Here is a 14,473-nt window from a genome sequence, read left to right as displayed (position 1 = left end):
ACCGATGGCCTTATCCCGCAATCGTCGTAGTGAACGCCATGTAGATTACTGGCCGGGCTTTGTTGATGCCCTGTCTACCCTGCTGCTGGCAATCATGTTTCTGCTTTCCGTCTTCGTGCTGATGCAATTTGTGCTCAGTCAAGAGGTTAACAACAAGGATTCCGTGCTCAACCGGCTCAACAGCCAGATCAGTGAATTGACTGAACTTTTGTCGCTGGAGCGTGGCAAAGGGCAGGATATGGAAGATACACTCGCCAGCCTGCAAGCATCCCTCAGCGCTGCGGAAAGTGAAAAATCCCGCCTGCAAACGCTGTTATCATCCGGAGGCTCCGGTGGAGAAGCCGAACAACGCGCCGGAGAATTGTCACAATCGCTGAATGCGGAAAAACAGGTCAGCGCCCGTGCGTTATCGCAAGTAGAGCTTCTCAACCAGCAGATTGCAGCCCTGCGTCGCCAAATCGGTGCCTTGGAAGATGCGCTGAATGCTTCTGAAGCGCGTGATCGCGAATCCAACACCAAAATAGCCGATCTTGGCAAAAGACTGAATGTGGCACTTGCCCAGCGCGTGCAGGAGCTTAATCGTTATCGATCAGACTTTTTCGGTCGCTTGCGCGAAATTCTCTCTGACCGTGAAAATATCCGGATTGTCGGCGACCGCTTCGTGTTTCAATCTGAAGTGCTGTTTCCAACCGGCTCTGCGGATATCAATAGTCAGGGGCTGGTGGAGATGAAAAAACTGGCCGATGCGGTGGTTGAGCTCAACAAGGAAATTCCGGACGATATCAACTGGGTGTTGCGCGTTGACGGTCATACCGACAACCTGCCTTTATCCGGCACAGGGCGCTATCGCGATAATTGGGATTTATCCTCAGCGCGTGCCATTGCAGTGGTCAAATATCTGATCGCGAATGGTGTGCCAGCCAACCGTTTGGTCGCTGCGGGTTTTGGTGAGTATCAACCATTAGAAGCCGATGACAGTGCAGATGCCCGGGGCCGCAACCGTCGTATCGAGTTGAAACTGACAGAAAAATAACAATAAAAAGCCCCGCATCACCAACCGTTTTAAAACGATCGTGATGCGGGGCTTTTTATCAATGGGTCTGCTGGAATTGCAAATTGGCAAGACGGGCATAAATACCACCAGCCTGATTGCTCAATGTTGCATGCGTACCCTGCTCAACAATGCGTCCCTGATCCATAACCAGAATATGATCCGCCTTCAAAACTGTGGCCAGCCGGTGGGCAATCACCAGAGTCGTGCGCCCTTGCATCAAATGTTCAAGCGCTTTTTGTACCAGCATTTCACTTTGCGCATCGAGCGCCGAGGTTGCCTCATCCAGCAACAAGACCGGTGCGTCACGCAGCAAGGCACGGGCAATGGCCAGACGCTGGCGCTGACCGCCGGAGAGCATAACACCGCGCTCGCCAACCTGCGCCTCATAGCCGCCTTCCAGTGCCATGATGAACTCGTGCGCCTGCGCTGATTGTGCTGCCGCGATAATCTCGGCATCCGTGGCATCAGGCCGTCCAAAAGCGATATTCTCACGGATGGATGAAGCAAAGATCGTTACATCTTGCGGCACCAGCGCAATATTTCCGCGTAAATCGTCCAGCGACAATGCCCGCAGATCAATACCATCGAGCATAATTGTACCATGCTGCGGATCATAATAACGCAGCAACAAGCCGATCAGCGTGGATTTACCGGCGCCTGAAGCCCCCACAATCGCAACAGTTTTGCCCGGCTCAACCACAAAGCTCATATCATGCAGAGCCTGACTATCCGGCCGTGTCGGATAAGCAAAATCCACATGAGAGAACTCAACACGGCCCTCAACCTTGTTCAGCGCCACAGGTTTCAGCGGTGATGTTACTGCCGATTCTTCATTGAGCAGTTCAACCAGCCGTTCGGCAGCACCAGCCGCTTGTGCAAGCTCTGCCCAAACCTCAGACAAAGCGCCGAGAGATCCGGCGGCCACAACCGCATAAATCAGAAATTGCCCCAGCGTGCCTGCACTCATCCGGCCACTCATCACATCATGAGAGCCGAACCACAACACAGCCACCACACTGGAAAATACAATAAAAATCGCAAAGGCGGTCAATATCGAGCGGGAGAGAATCGATTGCCGTGCGGCATCATAGGCATCATCAACCGCAGTTGAATAATGCTGAATAGCCGGTCCTTCATGGGTAAAAGCCTGCACGGTGCGTACCGCGGCAATTTTCTCGCCTGCATAAGCGGTTGCCAGCGCCAGCTCATCTTGTGCGCGGCGCGAACGGCGGCGTACAGAACGCCCGAAGGCCACCAGTGGCAACACCACCAGCGGAATGGCCGCCAGCACCAGCGCCGATAATTTAGGGCTGGTGATCACCATCATTGCAACAGCACCGATCACCAGAATCAGATTACGTAAAGCAATCGAGGCCGTTGCCCCCACTGCAGATTTGACCTGTGTCGTATCGGCGGTTAACCGTGATACAATCTCACCCGATTGCACTTGATCAAAAAACGCCGGTGATAAGCGGGTGACATGCGCAAAAACGTCACGTCTGAGGTCCGCAACAATGCGCTCACCGAGCGTTATTACAAAATAATAACGCGCAGCCGATGCCACCGCCAAAACGGCCGCCAGCAGCATAAGTGCAGCAAAAGATGTATCAATAAAGCCGCTATCAGCAATTGTGAGGCCGTTATCCAGCAGGCTGCGCACAGCAACCGGCAGAATAAGCGTCGTCACAGCCGCAGTCACCAGCGCAATCAGTGCACCGGCGACCGAACGAGGATATTGACGGATGTATGGAAAGATTCGTGCAAGTGGCTTCAGGGACCGGCGCGATTTTTTGCCGGTATCCATCTCCTGAGCCGCTTTTTCGTGTGAAATCGTCACTGCCATTATGCTTGCTTGCGAGATTGCGCCCTTGTTATTAGCTGTAGCCTGATGTATAGGCTCCCCAACCCTTTTGGAAGCCGTAGCCGTATTGTCTGCAGCTTCAATGAGACAAGTGGGCGTATCTGCCGCAGTTCCGGTGGTGACCGGAACGTGGCTAAATGCCATAAACCTTTCAGGAAGCTGACTATGAAAGCAGAAATTCATCCGGATTACCACACCATCAAAGTTGTGATGACTGATGGTACTGAATATTCCACACGCTCCACATGGGGCAAAGAAGGCGATACGATGAACCTCGATATCGATCCTTTGAGCCATCCGGCTTGGACCGGTGGCAACCAGAACTTGCTTGATCGCGGTGGCCGCGTTTCCAAGTTCAAGAATCGCTTCGGCAATCTGGGTATCTGAGTTCAGATATTTCTCCGGAAACGATACAAAAGAGCTCCGCAAACGCGGAGCTTTTTTTATGTTAAAATAGTCTGTTTTTCAAACATAAAGTGGCCGCACATTATTCGCGATGCCCTCTAATAAGGCCGTACTGATTCCAGCGGAATATCAACACCGATTGCCTGCAGCATCCGGCGGAACGTCTCCAGATCATAGCGTTCATCTTCGGTCACCAGCGCACGGATCTTGCCCTGCCCTTTGGTGCCTTCACCAATCCGCGCAACCATATCTTTGGCCGGATCAAGAAAGTGGCACCGCGGTCGTGCCGCTTCAAAAAACGGGCGCAGCCATGGCAAATGCGTGCTGGAAAGGGTCAGCACATCAATATCCGGATACTTGATAAAAACATCATGTAAAAACGCGTCTACAGCTGTCTGCGTCTGCTGCGGTGCGAACAGAAAAGCCCCCGTCTCCACTAGCTCGACCATCGCAGAGGCATTGATCAGTGCAACCTGCTCACTAAAGGCGCTGTTCTCTGCCACATAGTCACTAATCATCGGGCTCTCAACCAGTGACTGCACGCCCATAATTCCGACCTGCCCGCTATGAGACAGACCCCACGCCTCACGCAATGGCGGATAGACACCGAATAACGGCAAATGGCTGTCCATACTCAACTCTTCCAGAACCATAATCGATGGTGCATTGGAAGCGATCACAATAGCAGACGGATTAAACTCGGCCAGATAATTGATGGTACGACGCATGACAGCCAGCAAATCTGCTCGGGTTTTTCCGCCATAGGGAAAACTGGCACGGTCGGCAAAATATAGAATATCCTGCTGCGGCAGACGTTTGCGTATTTCGGCAACCACGGCATAACTGCCGATACCGGCATCAAAAACAGCAATAGGTCTATGCACTATAAAACCCCTCCGGATTACATTCCTGCGATCATAAAAAAAGCCCAGAGCAAACTTTGTGATCTGCCCTGAACATAAACCGCGCTAGAGCATTTTCACTTTTCCTTGAAACAAGAAAACCGCTCTATCTGTTTGTTTAAACGCAGTTTCGGACGGAAAACCGGCTGCCACTTTTCCTGAAACTGCTCTGAGCATGCCGCAGTAAACCATATTGATTACACGAGCCCAGGTTTTGTAAAGTATCACTTAGTCGCAATTATCAAATGGAACTGCAAAAAGCGCTCCTTAAACTGCGCCATGCTTTAACAATTTAGTGCCGGTCTTGTAGCTGCCAAGTCCTACAGGTCAATAATTTTCAGCGCCTGAAAAACTCCATCAAAACAATCACAAAAAAAGCGCCGGAAACATGATGTTTCCGGCGCTGATTATATCTTAATTTGGAAAAGCCTTAAACGCTCAATTTTGCTAGCACTTCATCACTGACTTCAAAATTGGCATAAACATGCTGTACATCGTCATCATCTTCGAGTGTGGAGATCAGACGCAAAACCGATTGCGCACGGTCTTCATCAACCGGCGCCGATGTCTGTGGCTTCCAGACGGCCTTGATCGATTGCGCCTCGCCAAGTGCGGCTTCAAGCGCCTTAGACACCTCACCAAGATCTTCAAAGGCACAGGTAATCACATGGCCTTCCTCATCTGTCTGCACGTCTTCGGCACCAGCTTCAATCGCGGCTTCCATAACCGTATCGGCATCGCCTGCTGAAGAGCTGTAAACAATTTCACCGACACGGGAGAACATGAAACCAACCGAACCGGTTTCACCAAGAGCACCGCCCGATTTGGTGAAAGCTGCACGCACATTCGATGCGGTGCGGTTACGGTTATCGGTCAATGCTTCCACAATAACGGCCACACCACCCGGACCATAGCCCTCATAGCGCACTTCATCATAATTCTCGGAATCAGCGCCCGATGCCTTTTTAACAGCACGTTCGATATTGTCCTTCGGCATTGATTGCGCTTTGGCGTTCTGAATAGCCAGACGCAGACGCGCATTCATGGAAGGATCAGGCAACCCTTGCTTGGCCGCAACTGTAATTTCGCGTGCAAGCTTGGAAAACATTTTAGACCGCACGGCATCTTGTCTGCCTTTGCGGTGCATAATATTTTTAAACTGTGAATGGCCGGCCATAGCACCCCTGTTCAGGTTCAAAAGAATGGGCACGGGGTTGATAATGCTACACATACACGCGCAGCATTTTGTATAACCCCTGCGGAATGCTTGGCCTTATAGGGAAAATGGCGCGCCACGTCCAGCCACACCGCATACCACATCTGCATGAACCACCAGCATACCGCATTTTACCGCCCGCAGATAGGGATTTGCAGCCCGCATGCACCATCCCTGCCCGGTAATAAGCAAGAACTCAGCGCTTAAGTTCCTGAAACTGCATGACTGTAAAGCTGGACACGGCGCTTCATGCGTTTTATCAATGCAGCAATTCACGGGCACACTCTTATTGCCCGTCAAACCGGATCTGTATTGACGTGACCGACCAGCCAAACCCGCCAAGAAAAAAAGCTGACACCATTGCTGCAAAAATTAGCCGCATTCTGTCGCAACGCATTATTGCAGGCGAGCTTGAGCCCGGAGCGAAATTGCGTCAGGATCATATTGCCGAAGAGTTCAGTACCAGCCATGTGCCGGTGCGTGAAGCATTCCGCCGCCTTGAGGCGCAAGGACTGGCAGTTTCAGAGCCACGGCGCGGCGTGCGCGTGGCTTCTTTCTCACTTCAAGAAATCCGTGAAGTCGCTGAAATGCGGGCAGCCCTTGAAGTCCTGGCTCTGCGCCATGCCGCACCGCATCTCACACGCGCTATTCTTGATGAGGCAGAAGAGGCAACCCATGCCGGTGACAATTCACGCGATGTGCAGTCATGGGAAGCCGCCAACCGCCGCTTTCACCGCCTGCTGATTACGCCCTGCGCTATGCCACGCCTGTTGGCAACAATTGATGACTTGCACGATGCCAGTGCCCGCTTTTTGTTTGTATCATGGCGGGCAGAGTGGGAAGCCCGCACCGATCACGATCATCTGGCTATTCTGAGCGCTTTAAGAGAAGGCGATGTGGAACAGGCCGCAAGCATTTTGACCCGCCACGTCCAGTGGATAGGTCGCAAACCTGTGATTAGCCCTTCCGGCAAAGTCCGTGATGCTTTTGCTATTGTCGGCTAAAGATAGCTCAAATCATAAATTATCTATAATAATTAATTTTAGCATTAAAAACAATCATTTAATTACGCCACAAATCTCTTTATAGGCAATTTCATATCAAGTATCATTAGTTTTTTCACTATTTACCAACATATTAGCTCAAAATCCGTCTGGCCAAACCCGATAATTTAACATAATGCTGTTATTCGATAGGCGCACCCTGCAAACTATCTATAATTTCAGAAGGAGCTTTTCATGTCTAACGTACATGCAGTTCGTAATCCGGCTTTCAGCCCGCTCAATCTCAGCAATCGCAGCGCTGCCATGAAACTGCTTGCCGTTGTTTCAGGCACCATGATTCTCGCGCTCACTTCACAGATCACTGTACCGATGCTGCCGGTGCCAATCACATTGCAGACGCTGATGGTACCACTGATCGGCGCGCTTTATGGCTGGCGTCTTGGCGCCCTCACCGTTTTCGCATGGTTGGGCCAGGCTGCTATGGGCATGCCGGTTCTGGCTGGCGGTAGCGGCTCAATTGCCAGCTTTGTTGGCCCGACAGCCGGTTACTTGTTTGCGTTCCCTGCACTGGCAGCCCTTACTGGCTACCTTGCCGAGCGCGGCTGGAACGGCGGCAGCCTGCCTAAAGCTTTCGCTGCATTTCTGATGGCCAATGCTCTGTCTCTCGTAGTTGGCGCAGCCTGGCTGAGCCTGTCGGTAGGTGCTGAAAAAGCCATTCTGTTTGGCGTAACACCATTCATCATCGGTGGCGTTCTCAAATCAGCACTTGGCGCAGCGATCCTCAAAGCATCGTTTCGCAAAGACGGTTAATTAATACAGTCTCCCAAGACGAATAAGCCGCGCTGCAGAACCCTGCAACGCGGCTTTTTTTATAACTGCTATTCTTTACTGTCAGGATTTTTTACGTTTTCTGGCCAGCATATTCAGCATTTCAACCAGCGCCGAGAAACCCATTGCCGCATAAATATAGCCCTTCGGCACATGAAATCCGAAACCGTCAGCAATCAGCGTCATACCGATCATCAGCAAAAAGCCAAGCGCGAGCATCACAATAGTAGGGTTCGCGCTGATAAAACGCGACAACGGATCAGCGGCCAGCAGCATCACAGTCACTGCGCCAACCACAGCAATCACCATAATTACAATCTCATCAGTCATACCAACCGCGGTTATGATAGAATCGACCGAGAACACCAGATCAAGCAACAGGATCTGGGTAATAGCAGCCCCCATACTGAGCGTTACAACCTTACCAAGACCTGCTTTCGCATCATCAGGGTCGACAGTGTGGTGAATTTCTTTTGTCGCTTTCCAAACCAGAAACAAACCACCAGTGATCAGAATAATATCACGCCATGAGAAAGCATTTCCGAAGGCTTCAAATACCGGATCTTTCATCTGCACAATAATTGAAATGGTAAACAATAAGCCAAGGCGCAAAATAAGCGCAGCGCCAATACCGATACGACGAGCCTTGGTTTGCTGATGCTCCGGCAATTTATTTGTCAGAATGGAAATAAAAATCAGATTATCAATACCGAGAACAATTTCCATGACCAGCAATGTGATCAAAGCAGCCCATCCCGCAGGACTGTTCAAGAATCCAAAATACTCAGCGAAAAATTCCATTCAGGCGCCCTTTGCGTCCGATAATTAAGATTGCAGTGCTGTATGAAGACCTGTACTGCAGCGCAGCTCTCAAACCGGAACACCGGCAAAATTGCACCACAGGAGCACAGCAAATGGGAACTGTCTGAGGGTTTTTCAATAAATACCTGCGCCAACTTATTATATCTGTTTGTAATATAATATAAGCCGCATGGGCTTATAACAAAGCCCCGTCTATCCTTTCAGACAAACGGGGCTCAAAACGTCTTAACACTGATATAATACTACACTGGTATTACGACCAGAAACTTGGCATTGCAGGCTCTAGCCGCGGTCCGATACGCAATGGCGCCACTTTTTCAGCAAGCCCGGTACGATCCGAAATCTCGACACACAGCCCGCTGATTGTCGCGGGACCACTGGCAACCTCAAAACGGCCTTTAGGTACCTTTGACAGGAAGCGGTTCAGCGGCTCTTCTTTCTCCATCCCGAGGGATGAATCATAATCACCACACATACCCGCATCCGACATATAAGCGGTGCCATTGGTTAAAATCTGCGCATCAGCGGTCGGCACATGAGTATGCGTTCCCACCACAAGACTGGCACGACCATCTACAAAATGGCCAAAACACTGCTTTTCACTGGTGGCTTCCGCATGGAAATCAAAAATAACCGCATCTGCATGCTCGCCAAGCGGGCATGCGCCCAGAATTTCTTCACCAGCCTTGAACGGATCATCAAGATCAGGATGCATAAAAACGCGTCCCATAATATTGGCAACCAGAACACGCGCCCCATTTTTAGCAATATACAGGCCTGAGCCCTTGCCAGCCGTTCCTTTAGGGAAATTGGCCGGACGCAAAAAGCGGTCTTCACGTTTGGAAAAATCAAGGGCTTCGCGTTGATCCCAGACATGGTTACCCGTGGTCATTACATCAGCACCGGCGCGGATGGTCTCATGGAAAATTTCTTCCGTAACCCCAAAACCACCAGCAGCATTTTCACCATTAACAACAACGAAATCGAGCTTAAGATCTGAAATCAAACCCGGCAGCTGATTAAACACTGCCATACGACCTGTGCGGCCAACCATATCACCTAAGAATAAAAAGCGCATATAACCTTAAAACCTGCTTGTTTTCCGTTTTTTCCATCAGCTACCCGTGCTGGGCAGCAATGAGACCGGTTTCTGTCAGAAGATAATTCAATGCCACATCATGTAGCTCATATGCAATCTGATCTACCCGTTGCACATCAAACGCAACACCTATCAGCAGCGGAAACTTGTTTTTATGGTGTAAAGCCGCAATTGCACGGTCATAATAGCCTGCACCATAGCCAATACGCTGGCCATGCCTGTCAAATGCTGCCAATGGCACCAGCATCACATCAGGTGCAATAATAGCGGCATTTTCAGCGGGTCCATATGTGCCAAAGCCGGTTTCAACCAGCCTGTCAGTGAAAGACATAGCGCGAAATTCAATGGTCTGCGTATCCAGAACCGCAGGGAGACACAGCTGAAAGCCGCGTTGTTCAAGCGCCTGCATCAGCGGTCGCGGATCAATTTCCGAGCGGATCGGCCAGAAGCCGGAAATACTTGCCCCGGCCGGAATATTCAATGCGTGTAAATTCAGCTCTTTTAAAAAATGCTCCATAACAGCTTGCGCGGCATTCTGCCGAACAGCTTCAGGTAAAGCATTACGCGCCTGCAATACGGTTTTACGCGTCGCATCTTTTTGCGCTTTCAAATCACTCACGCTCATTGCCCTTATTATTTCCCTGCCTGATAAGACAGAAAAACAAGGCAGATTGCAAATTGGTAAAAGAAGGAAAAGCGGCGACCACGACAAACGATGAAGAGGTTGATCCTCTGGGTGCCTACAACGTAGGTGGGAACCATATGAAGAAGCCCACGAGCCTCCCCAGGGACAGTCCCCTAAAGATCAGTAAGGCCCCGAGGTATAAGTGTCTTCTGTCGGGATGTGCAGTTCGCCTGTACACAATATAGGCGCTTATAGAGTTTCGCGCCAGTAGGCGAATACAACAACCGTACAAAATACTGATTTATTTTTGCAAGTCCCTATCAACCGGCTCAGCCACCCTGTGCAGGCCTGTATCAATTGCTACGCGGAGCGATTTTCTTGGCCAGACCATCAATTTTCCTGGCAGCATGAACAACCGCATTGGTAAGCGCAACTTCGCTCTTATCGGCACGCGACAAAGCATCATCACGGGAACGGCGCAGCGTTTCCGCTTCATTCTCCAGCCCTTGCATCCGCTTTTGCAATTCAGCCAGCTCGTCCATCACCATAATACCGGCCATCACCGTCAGGCGCTGATCGCCGATCTCACCGAACGAACCTTTGAGATGCATGACATATTGATCAAAACGGTCAGCAAGACCCGAAAGATGCTCTTCCTGCCCTTCGTCACAGGCCATACGATAGGCTTTGCCATCGATTGTCACTGTTACTGTTGCCATGGAACCTCCGTGCCGCCGCTTTTATTGTGTTGTTTTGCGATTTAAACAGTAAATAGCCGCTAAAATCTGTCAGGCAAGTACTTTAACCAAATCACCTATACGAGCTCAGCGATCCAGAACCGTGCGGATCGTCTCCATTGCCGTGACCAGCCTGCGCGATACTTCACGATTGGCTGTTTCCAGCCGCTCCGCGCGCGCTTCTGAAGTATCGAGTTCCTGTGCCAGTTTCGAGCGGTCAGCGTTCATACGCTGCACCTCTTCTTCAGCCTCAGCAAAATCGCCTTCTTTATCAAGCCGCATTTCCACGGCTTGCTCCAGCGTCACCAATGCTTTTTCCAGTTGTTCAATCGCCTGTCTGAGCGTAATTTCCGAAGCCATAATGTTTCCCTTTGCCGATTACGGCATCTGAAATAGGCCGAATCGTCATGCCGGAAGCGGCAAAATCTGCGTCACTTTAATAAGCACAATGCTGTGAAGCAACAAATGACACACAATGCTGATAACTCATACACGATAATCGACACGGCATTTGGCGCTTATTGCCGTAACTTAACCGTTTTAAGAGCGCACACTGTGTCGCATGCAGGGCTCAAACCTGCTGATTCCCGTAGAGAACGCCAGCGCTTTGTTGACTCTCTTCATGCAAATGTTATGTGTCCCCAACCCTTGCGGAAGAGGTATTTTTATCTTTTTATTGCAAGTAATGTCCTAATGCCCACAAACCTGCCAATGCTTGAGGCTTACTCTGCGTAGCCCACCCTGCAGGTCACCACAGGAAAGTCAGCCGAAACCATGAGTAATTCCGAAAAACAGAACCAGATGGCCAACGCGATCCGCTTCCTGTCCGTGGACGCTGTGGAAAAAGCAAATTCGGGCCATCCGGGCCTGCCAATGGGCGCAGCCGATATTGCGACCACGCTTTACACCCGTTTCATGTCTCACGACCCGCAAAACACCACTTGGCCTGACCGTGACCGTTTTGTGCTGTCAGCCGGCCATGGTTCAATGCTGCTTTATTCTCTGATGTATCTGACCGGTTATGAAGACATCACGCTTGATGAAATCAAAAATTTCCGCCAGCTCGGTCATCGCACTGCCGGTCATCCGGAATATGGCCATGCCGCCGGTATTGAAACCACAACCGGCCCGCTTGGTCAGGGTATTGCCAACGGCGTTGGTATGGCTCTGGCAGAACGCATTCTGAATGCGGAATTCGGCGATGCTCTGGTAAACCACCACACCTATGTTCTGGTTGGTGACGGTTGCCTGATGGAAGGTATCAGCCAGGAAGCGATTACGCTTGCAGGCCACCTCAAGCTCAACCGTATGATCGTATTGTGGGATGACAATAATATCTCCATCGACGGCCCGATCTCGCTTTCCGATTCCACCAACCAGTGCGCACGTTTTGAAGCATCGGGCTGGAACACACTGAAAGTAGACGGTCACGATCAGGATGCGATTGCTAAGGCCATTGAATTTGCCAAAGCCTCCGACAAGCCAACCATGATCGCCTGCAAAACCACCATTGGTTACGGCTCGCCGCACAAAGCCGGTACCAATAAGGTTCATGGCTCACCACTTGGCGCGCAGGAAATTGCAGATACCCGCAAAGCACTCGGCTGGGATTACGAACCGTTTGTTGTACCGCAGGATGTGCTGGATGCATGGCGTCTGGCCGGTCTTAATTCCGCTAAAAAGCGCGTTGAATGGGAAAAGCGTTTTGCTGCCACCGATGCATCGGTTCGTGCAGAATTTGAACGCCGTATGCGCGGTGATCTGCCAAGCGCATTTGACCAAACCATTATTGATTACAAGAAAAAGCTGGTTGAAGATAAGCCTAAGGTTGCCACCCGTAAATCTTCGGAAATGGCGCTGGAAGTTATCAATGGTGTTGTGCCTGAAACCATTGGCGGCTCCGCCGATCTGACCGGCTCCAACAACACCCTGACCTCGCAGACCAAGCCGATCACACCGGATGACTATAAAGGCCGCTTCGTCCATTACGGCATCCGTGAGCTTGGCATGTCTGCGGCCATGAACGGCATGACACTGCATGGCGGCGTTATTCCTTATTCCGGCACTTTCATGTGTTTCTCCGATTATGCGCGTCCGGCTATGCGCCTGTCATCCTTGATGGGTATCCGCGTTGTTTACGTCATGACCCATGATTCGATTGGTCTTGGTGAAGATGGCCCGACCCATCAGCCGGTTGAGCATCTGGCCGCCTTGCGTGCAATCCCTAACCATAATGTGTTCCGCCCTGCCGATGCGGTTGAAACCGCAGAGTGCTGGCAGCTGGCGCTGAATTCAACCAAAACACCGTCGACACTGGCTTTGACCCGTCAGAATCTGCCGACAGTGCGCACGCAGCATGATGAAGAAAATCTTTGCGCTTATGGTGCTTATGAGCTGGCCACTGCATCTGATGATGCCAAGGTCACCATTTTCGCTACCGGTTCGGAAGTTGAGATTGCACTCAACGCCCGTACCCAGCTTGAAGCACAGGGCATTGCCACCCGCGTGGTTTCCGTGCCTTGCTTTGAACTGTTTGAAAACCAGACCCCTGCCTATCAGAAGGCCCTGATCGGGACTGCGCCGGTGCGCATTGCTGTTGAAGCAGCAATTTCCATGGGCTGGTGCCGTTTCATCGGTGACAATGGCACATTTATCGGCATGAAGGGCTTTGGCGCTTCGGGCCCGATTGATGAACTGTACAAGCATTTCGGTATCACTGCTGATGCAGTTGTTGCTGCAGCTGTTGCCAAGCTTGGCGACACAGCCTGACTAACCTTATAATCAGGGCCGCGAAAGCGGCCCGTTCTCTATCAACTTCACCACATGTAATAAAAGCGGATATCACCCGCCTATTCTCAACAGGCACCGGTATCTCTGATCAGTTCTTCGGGAGTTTAAAAACATGGCAGTTCGCGTCGCTATTAACGGTTTTGGTCGTATCGGCCGCAACGTCCTGCGCGCAATTATCGAATCGGGTCGTACCGATATCGAAGTTGTAGCAATCAACGATCTGGGTCCGGTTGCAACCAATGCGCACCTGCTGCGCTATGACAGTGTTCACGGCCGTTTTCCGTCTGAAGTAACCGTCAAAGGCGACACCATTGATGCCGGTCGCGGCGCGATGAAAGTTCATGCGGTTCGCAATCCTGCCGAACTGCCATGGGCAGCAGAAGGCGTTGATATTGCTCTGGAATGCACAGGCATTTTCACCGCACGTGATAAAGCTGCAGCGCATCTCACAGCCGGTGCCAAGCGCGTTATCGTTTCCGCACCTGGCGACAATGCTGATCTGACCGTTGTTTATGGTGTGAACCATGACAAGCTGACCTCGGATCACCATGTGGTTTCCAATGCATCCTGCACCACCAACTGCCTTGCACCGGTAGCGCAGGTTCTCAATGAAGCAATTGGTATCGAAAAAGGCTTCATGACCACCATTCACTCTTATACCGGTGATCAGCCAACCCTCGACACGATGCACAGCGATCTTTACCGCGCCCGTGCAGCAGCTCTGTCAATGATCCCGACCTCAACTGGTGCTGCTAAAGCCGTTGGTCTGGTTTTGCCGGAACTTAAAGGCAAGCTCGACGGCGTTGCTATTCGCGTACCAACCCCGAATGTTTCGGTTGTAGATCTGACATTCATCGCCAAGCGTGAAACCAGCGTTGAAGAAATCAACAATGCTATTCGTGCTGCTGCCAATGGCCGCCTCAAAGGCATTCTCGGCTTTACCGATGAGCCACTGGTTTCCATCGATTTCAACCATAACCCGCATTCATCCGTGTTCCACATGGATCAGACCAAAGTTATGGACGGCACCATGGTGCGTATCCTGACCTGGTACGACAATGAATGGGGCTTCTCCAACCGCATGAGCGATACTGCGGTGGCTATGGGCAAACTGATCTGATCTGCCGTTA

Annotated in this window: 14 protein-coding genes; 6 read left to right on the top strand and 8 right to left on the bottom strand. The window is 51.1% G+C overall.

What is annotated here, in order from left to right; genetic code table 11:
- Positions 1 to 4 precede the first annotated feature (4 nt).
- Positions 5 to 1,033, top strand: coding sequence for a peptidoglycan -binding protein (locus MP213Fo_RS09930; RefSeq protein WP_421088867.1), 1,029 nt, complete (start codon positions 5 to 7; stop codon positions 1,031 to 1,033).
- A 58-nt stretch (positions 1,034 to 1,091) separates the two neighbouring features.
- On the opposite strand, the gene MP213Fo_RS09925 is transcribed toward MP213Fo_RS09930, so the two are convergent.
- Positions 1,092 to 2,897 (bottom strand): ABC transporter transmembrane domain-containing protein, encoded by a 1,806-nt coding sequence (locus tag MP213Fo_RS09925; RefSeq protein ID WP_421091096.1) that lies wholly within the window; start codon positions 2,895 to 2,897, stop codon positions 1,092 to 1,094.
- A gap of 183 nt (positions 2,898 to 3,080) precedes the next feature.
- Here MP213Fo_RS09925 and rpmE point away from each other — a divergent pair, with 183 nt between their 5' ends.
- The gene (gene rpmE, locus MP213Fo_RS09920; protein WP_421088866.1) at positions 3,081 to 3,302 is read left to right on the top strand and encodes a 50S ribosomal protein L31; all 222 of its coding nucleotides are present in this window, start codon (positions 3,081 to 3,083) and stop codon (positions 3,300 to 3,302) included.
- A 116-nt stretch (positions 3,303 to 3,418) separates the two neighbouring features.
- Here rpmE and MP213Fo_RS09915 read toward each other — a convergent pair whose 3' ends face one another.
- Positions 3,419 to 4,204 carry a glutamate racemase gene (locus MP213Fo_RS09915; RefSeq protein ID WP_421088865.1) on the bottom strand — a complete coding sequence of 262 codons (786 nt, stop codon included), beginning with the start codon at positions 4,202 to 4,204 and terminating at the stop codon, positions 3,419 to 3,421.
- A gap of 448 nt (positions 4,205 to 4,652) precedes the next feature.
- Positions 4,653 to 5,399 carry a YebC/PmpR family DNA-binding transcriptional regulator gene (locus MP213Fo_RS09910; protein ID WP_421088864.1) on the bottom strand — a complete coding sequence of 249 codons (747 nt, stop codon included), beginning with the start codon at positions 5,397 to 5,399 and terminating at the stop codon, positions 4,653 to 4,655.
- A gap of 356 nt (positions 5,400 to 5,755) precedes the next feature.
- Between MP213Fo_RS09910 and MP213Fo_RS09905 the strand changes: the two genes are divergently transcribed.
- On the top strand, positions 5,756 to 6,442 hold the full coding sequence (locus tag MP213Fo_RS09905) for a GntR family transcriptional regulator (protein ID WP_421088863.1): 687 nt from the start codon (positions 5,756 to 5,758) through the stop codon (positions 6,440 to 6,442).
- Between the two features lie 234 nt (positions 6,443 to 6,676).
- Complete coding sequence (locus MP213Fo_RS09900) at positions 6,677 to 7,252, top strand: biotin transporter BioY (protein WP_421088862.1); 576 nt, start codon at positions 6,677 to 6,679, stop codon at positions 7,250 to 7,252.
- 81 nt (positions 7,253 to 7,333) lie between these two features.
- Here the strand turns inward: MP213Fo_RS09900 and MP213Fo_RS09895 are convergent, their stop codons facing one another.
- From MP213Fo_RS09895 to MP213Fo_RS09875, 5 genes are all read right to left on the bottom strand, one after another.
- Positions 7,334 to 8,071: a TerC family protein gene (locus tag MP213Fo_RS09895; protein ID WP_421088861.1), complete on the bottom strand. Its 738-nt coding sequence runs from the start codon at positions 8,069 to 8,071 to the stop codon at positions 7,334 to 7,336.
- 274 nt (positions 8,072 to 8,345) lie between these two features.
- A complete protein-coding gene (locus tag MP213Fo_RS09890) occupies positions 8,346 to 9,170 on the bottom strand; it encodes a TIGR00282 family metallophosphoesterase (protein ID WP_421088860.1) in 825 nt (274 codons plus the stop codon).
- Between the two features lie 40 nt (positions 9,171 to 9,210).
- Complete coding sequence (locus MP213Fo_RS09885) at positions 9,211 to 9,816, bottom strand: 5-formyltetrahydrofolate cyclo-ligase (protein ID WP_421088859.1); 606 nt, start codon at positions 9,814 to 9,816, stop codon at positions 9,211 to 9,213.
- Between the two features lie 353 nt (positions 9,817 to 10,169).
- Positions 10,170 to 10,535, bottom strand: a complete 366-nt coding sequence (locus MP213Fo_RS09880) for a cell division protein ZapA (protein WP_421088858.1) — start codon at positions 10,533 to 10,535, stop codon at positions 10,170 to 10,172.
- Between the two features lie 105 nt (positions 10,536 to 10,640).
- The gene (locus tag MP213Fo_RS09875) at positions 10,641 to 10,913 is read right to left on the bottom strand and encodes a DUF4164 domain-containing protein (protein ID WP_421088857.1); all 273 of its coding nucleotides are present in this window, start codon (positions 10,911 to 10,913) and stop codon (positions 10,641 to 10,643) included.
- A gap of 414 nt (positions 10,914 to 11,327) precedes the next feature.
- On the opposite strand from MP213Fo_RS09875, the gene tkt reads away from it, so the two are divergent.
- Positions 11,328 to 13,322, top strand: a complete 1,995-nt coding sequence (gene tkt, locus MP213Fo_RS09870) for a transketolase (RefSeq protein WP_421088856.1) — start codon at positions 11,328 to 11,330, stop codon at positions 13,320 to 13,322.
- A 133-nt stretch (positions 13,323 to 13,455) separates the two neighbouring features.
- A complete protein-coding gene (gene gap / locus MP213Fo_RS09865; RefSeq protein WP_421088855.1) occupies positions 13,456 to 14,463 on the top strand; it encodes a type I glyceraldehyde-3-phosphate dehydrogenase in 1,008 nt (335 codons plus the stop codon).
- The last annotated feature ends 10 nt before the right edge of the window (positions 14,464 to 14,473 follow it).

The sequence above is a fragment of the Pseudochrobactrum mosebachae genome, assembly GCF_048914685.1.
In the GTDB taxonomy this organism is placed as follows: Bacteria; Pseudomonadota; Alphaproteobacteria; order Rhizobiales; family Rhizobiaceae; genus Pseudochrobactrum.
The sequence above is the reverse complement of the archived record's forward strand: the minus strand, read 5'-3'. Positions and strand labels throughout refer to the sequence as shown.

What these genes read in the sequence shown, in the direction of transcription:
- MP213Fo_RS09930 (WP_421088867.1), top strand. Translation starts at nt 5, where the DNA reads ATGGCCTTATCCCGCAATCGTCGTAGTGAACGCCATGTAGATTACTGG.
- MP213Fo_RS09925 (WP_421091096.1), bottom strand. Translation starts at nt 2,897, where the DNA reads ATGGCAGTGACGATTTCACACGAAAAAGCGGCTCAGGAGATGGATACC.
- rpmE (WP_421088866.1), top strand. Translation starts at nt 3,081, where the DNA reads ATGAAAGCAGAAATTCATCCGGATTACCACACCATCAAAGTTGTGATG.
- MP213Fo_RS09910 (WP_421088864.1), bottom strand. Translation starts at nt 5,399, where the DNA reads ATGGCCGGCCATTCACAGTTTAAAAATATTATGCACCGCAAAGGCAGA.
- MP213Fo_RS09900 (WP_421088862.1), top strand. Translation starts at nt 6,677, where the DNA reads ATGTCTAACGTACATGCAGTTCGTAATCCGGCTTTCAGCCCGCTCAAT.
- MP213Fo_RS09895 (WP_421088861.1), bottom strand. Translation starts at nt 8,071, where the DNA reads ATGGAATTTTTCGCTGAGTATTTTGGATTCTTGAACAGTCCTGCGGGA.
- MP213Fo_RS09890 (WP_421088860.1), bottom strand. Translation starts at nt 9,170, where the DNA reads ATGCGCTTTTTATTCTTAGGTGATATGGTTGGCCGCACAGGTCGTATG.
- MP213Fo_RS09885 (WP_421088859.1), bottom strand. Translation starts at nt 9,816, where the DNA reads ATGAGCGTGAGTGATTTGAAAGCGCAAAAAGATGCGACGCGTAAAACC.
- MP213Fo_RS09880 (WP_421088858.1), bottom strand. Translation starts at nt 10,535, where the DNA reads ATGGCAACAGTAACAGTGACAATCGATGGCAAAGCCTATCGTATGGCC.
- MP213Fo_RS09875 (WP_421088857.1), bottom strand. Translation starts at nt 10,913, where the DNA reads ATGGCTTCGGAAATTACGCTCAGACAGGCGATTGAACAACTGGAAAAA.
- tkt (WP_421088856.1), top strand. Translation starts at nt 11,328, where the DNA reads ATGAGTAATTCCGAAAAACAGAACCAGATGGCCAACGCGATCCGCTTC.
- gap (WP_421088855.1), top strand. Translation starts at nt 13,456, where the DNA reads ATGGCAGTTCGCGTCGCTATTAACGGTTTTGGTCGTATCGGCCGCAAC.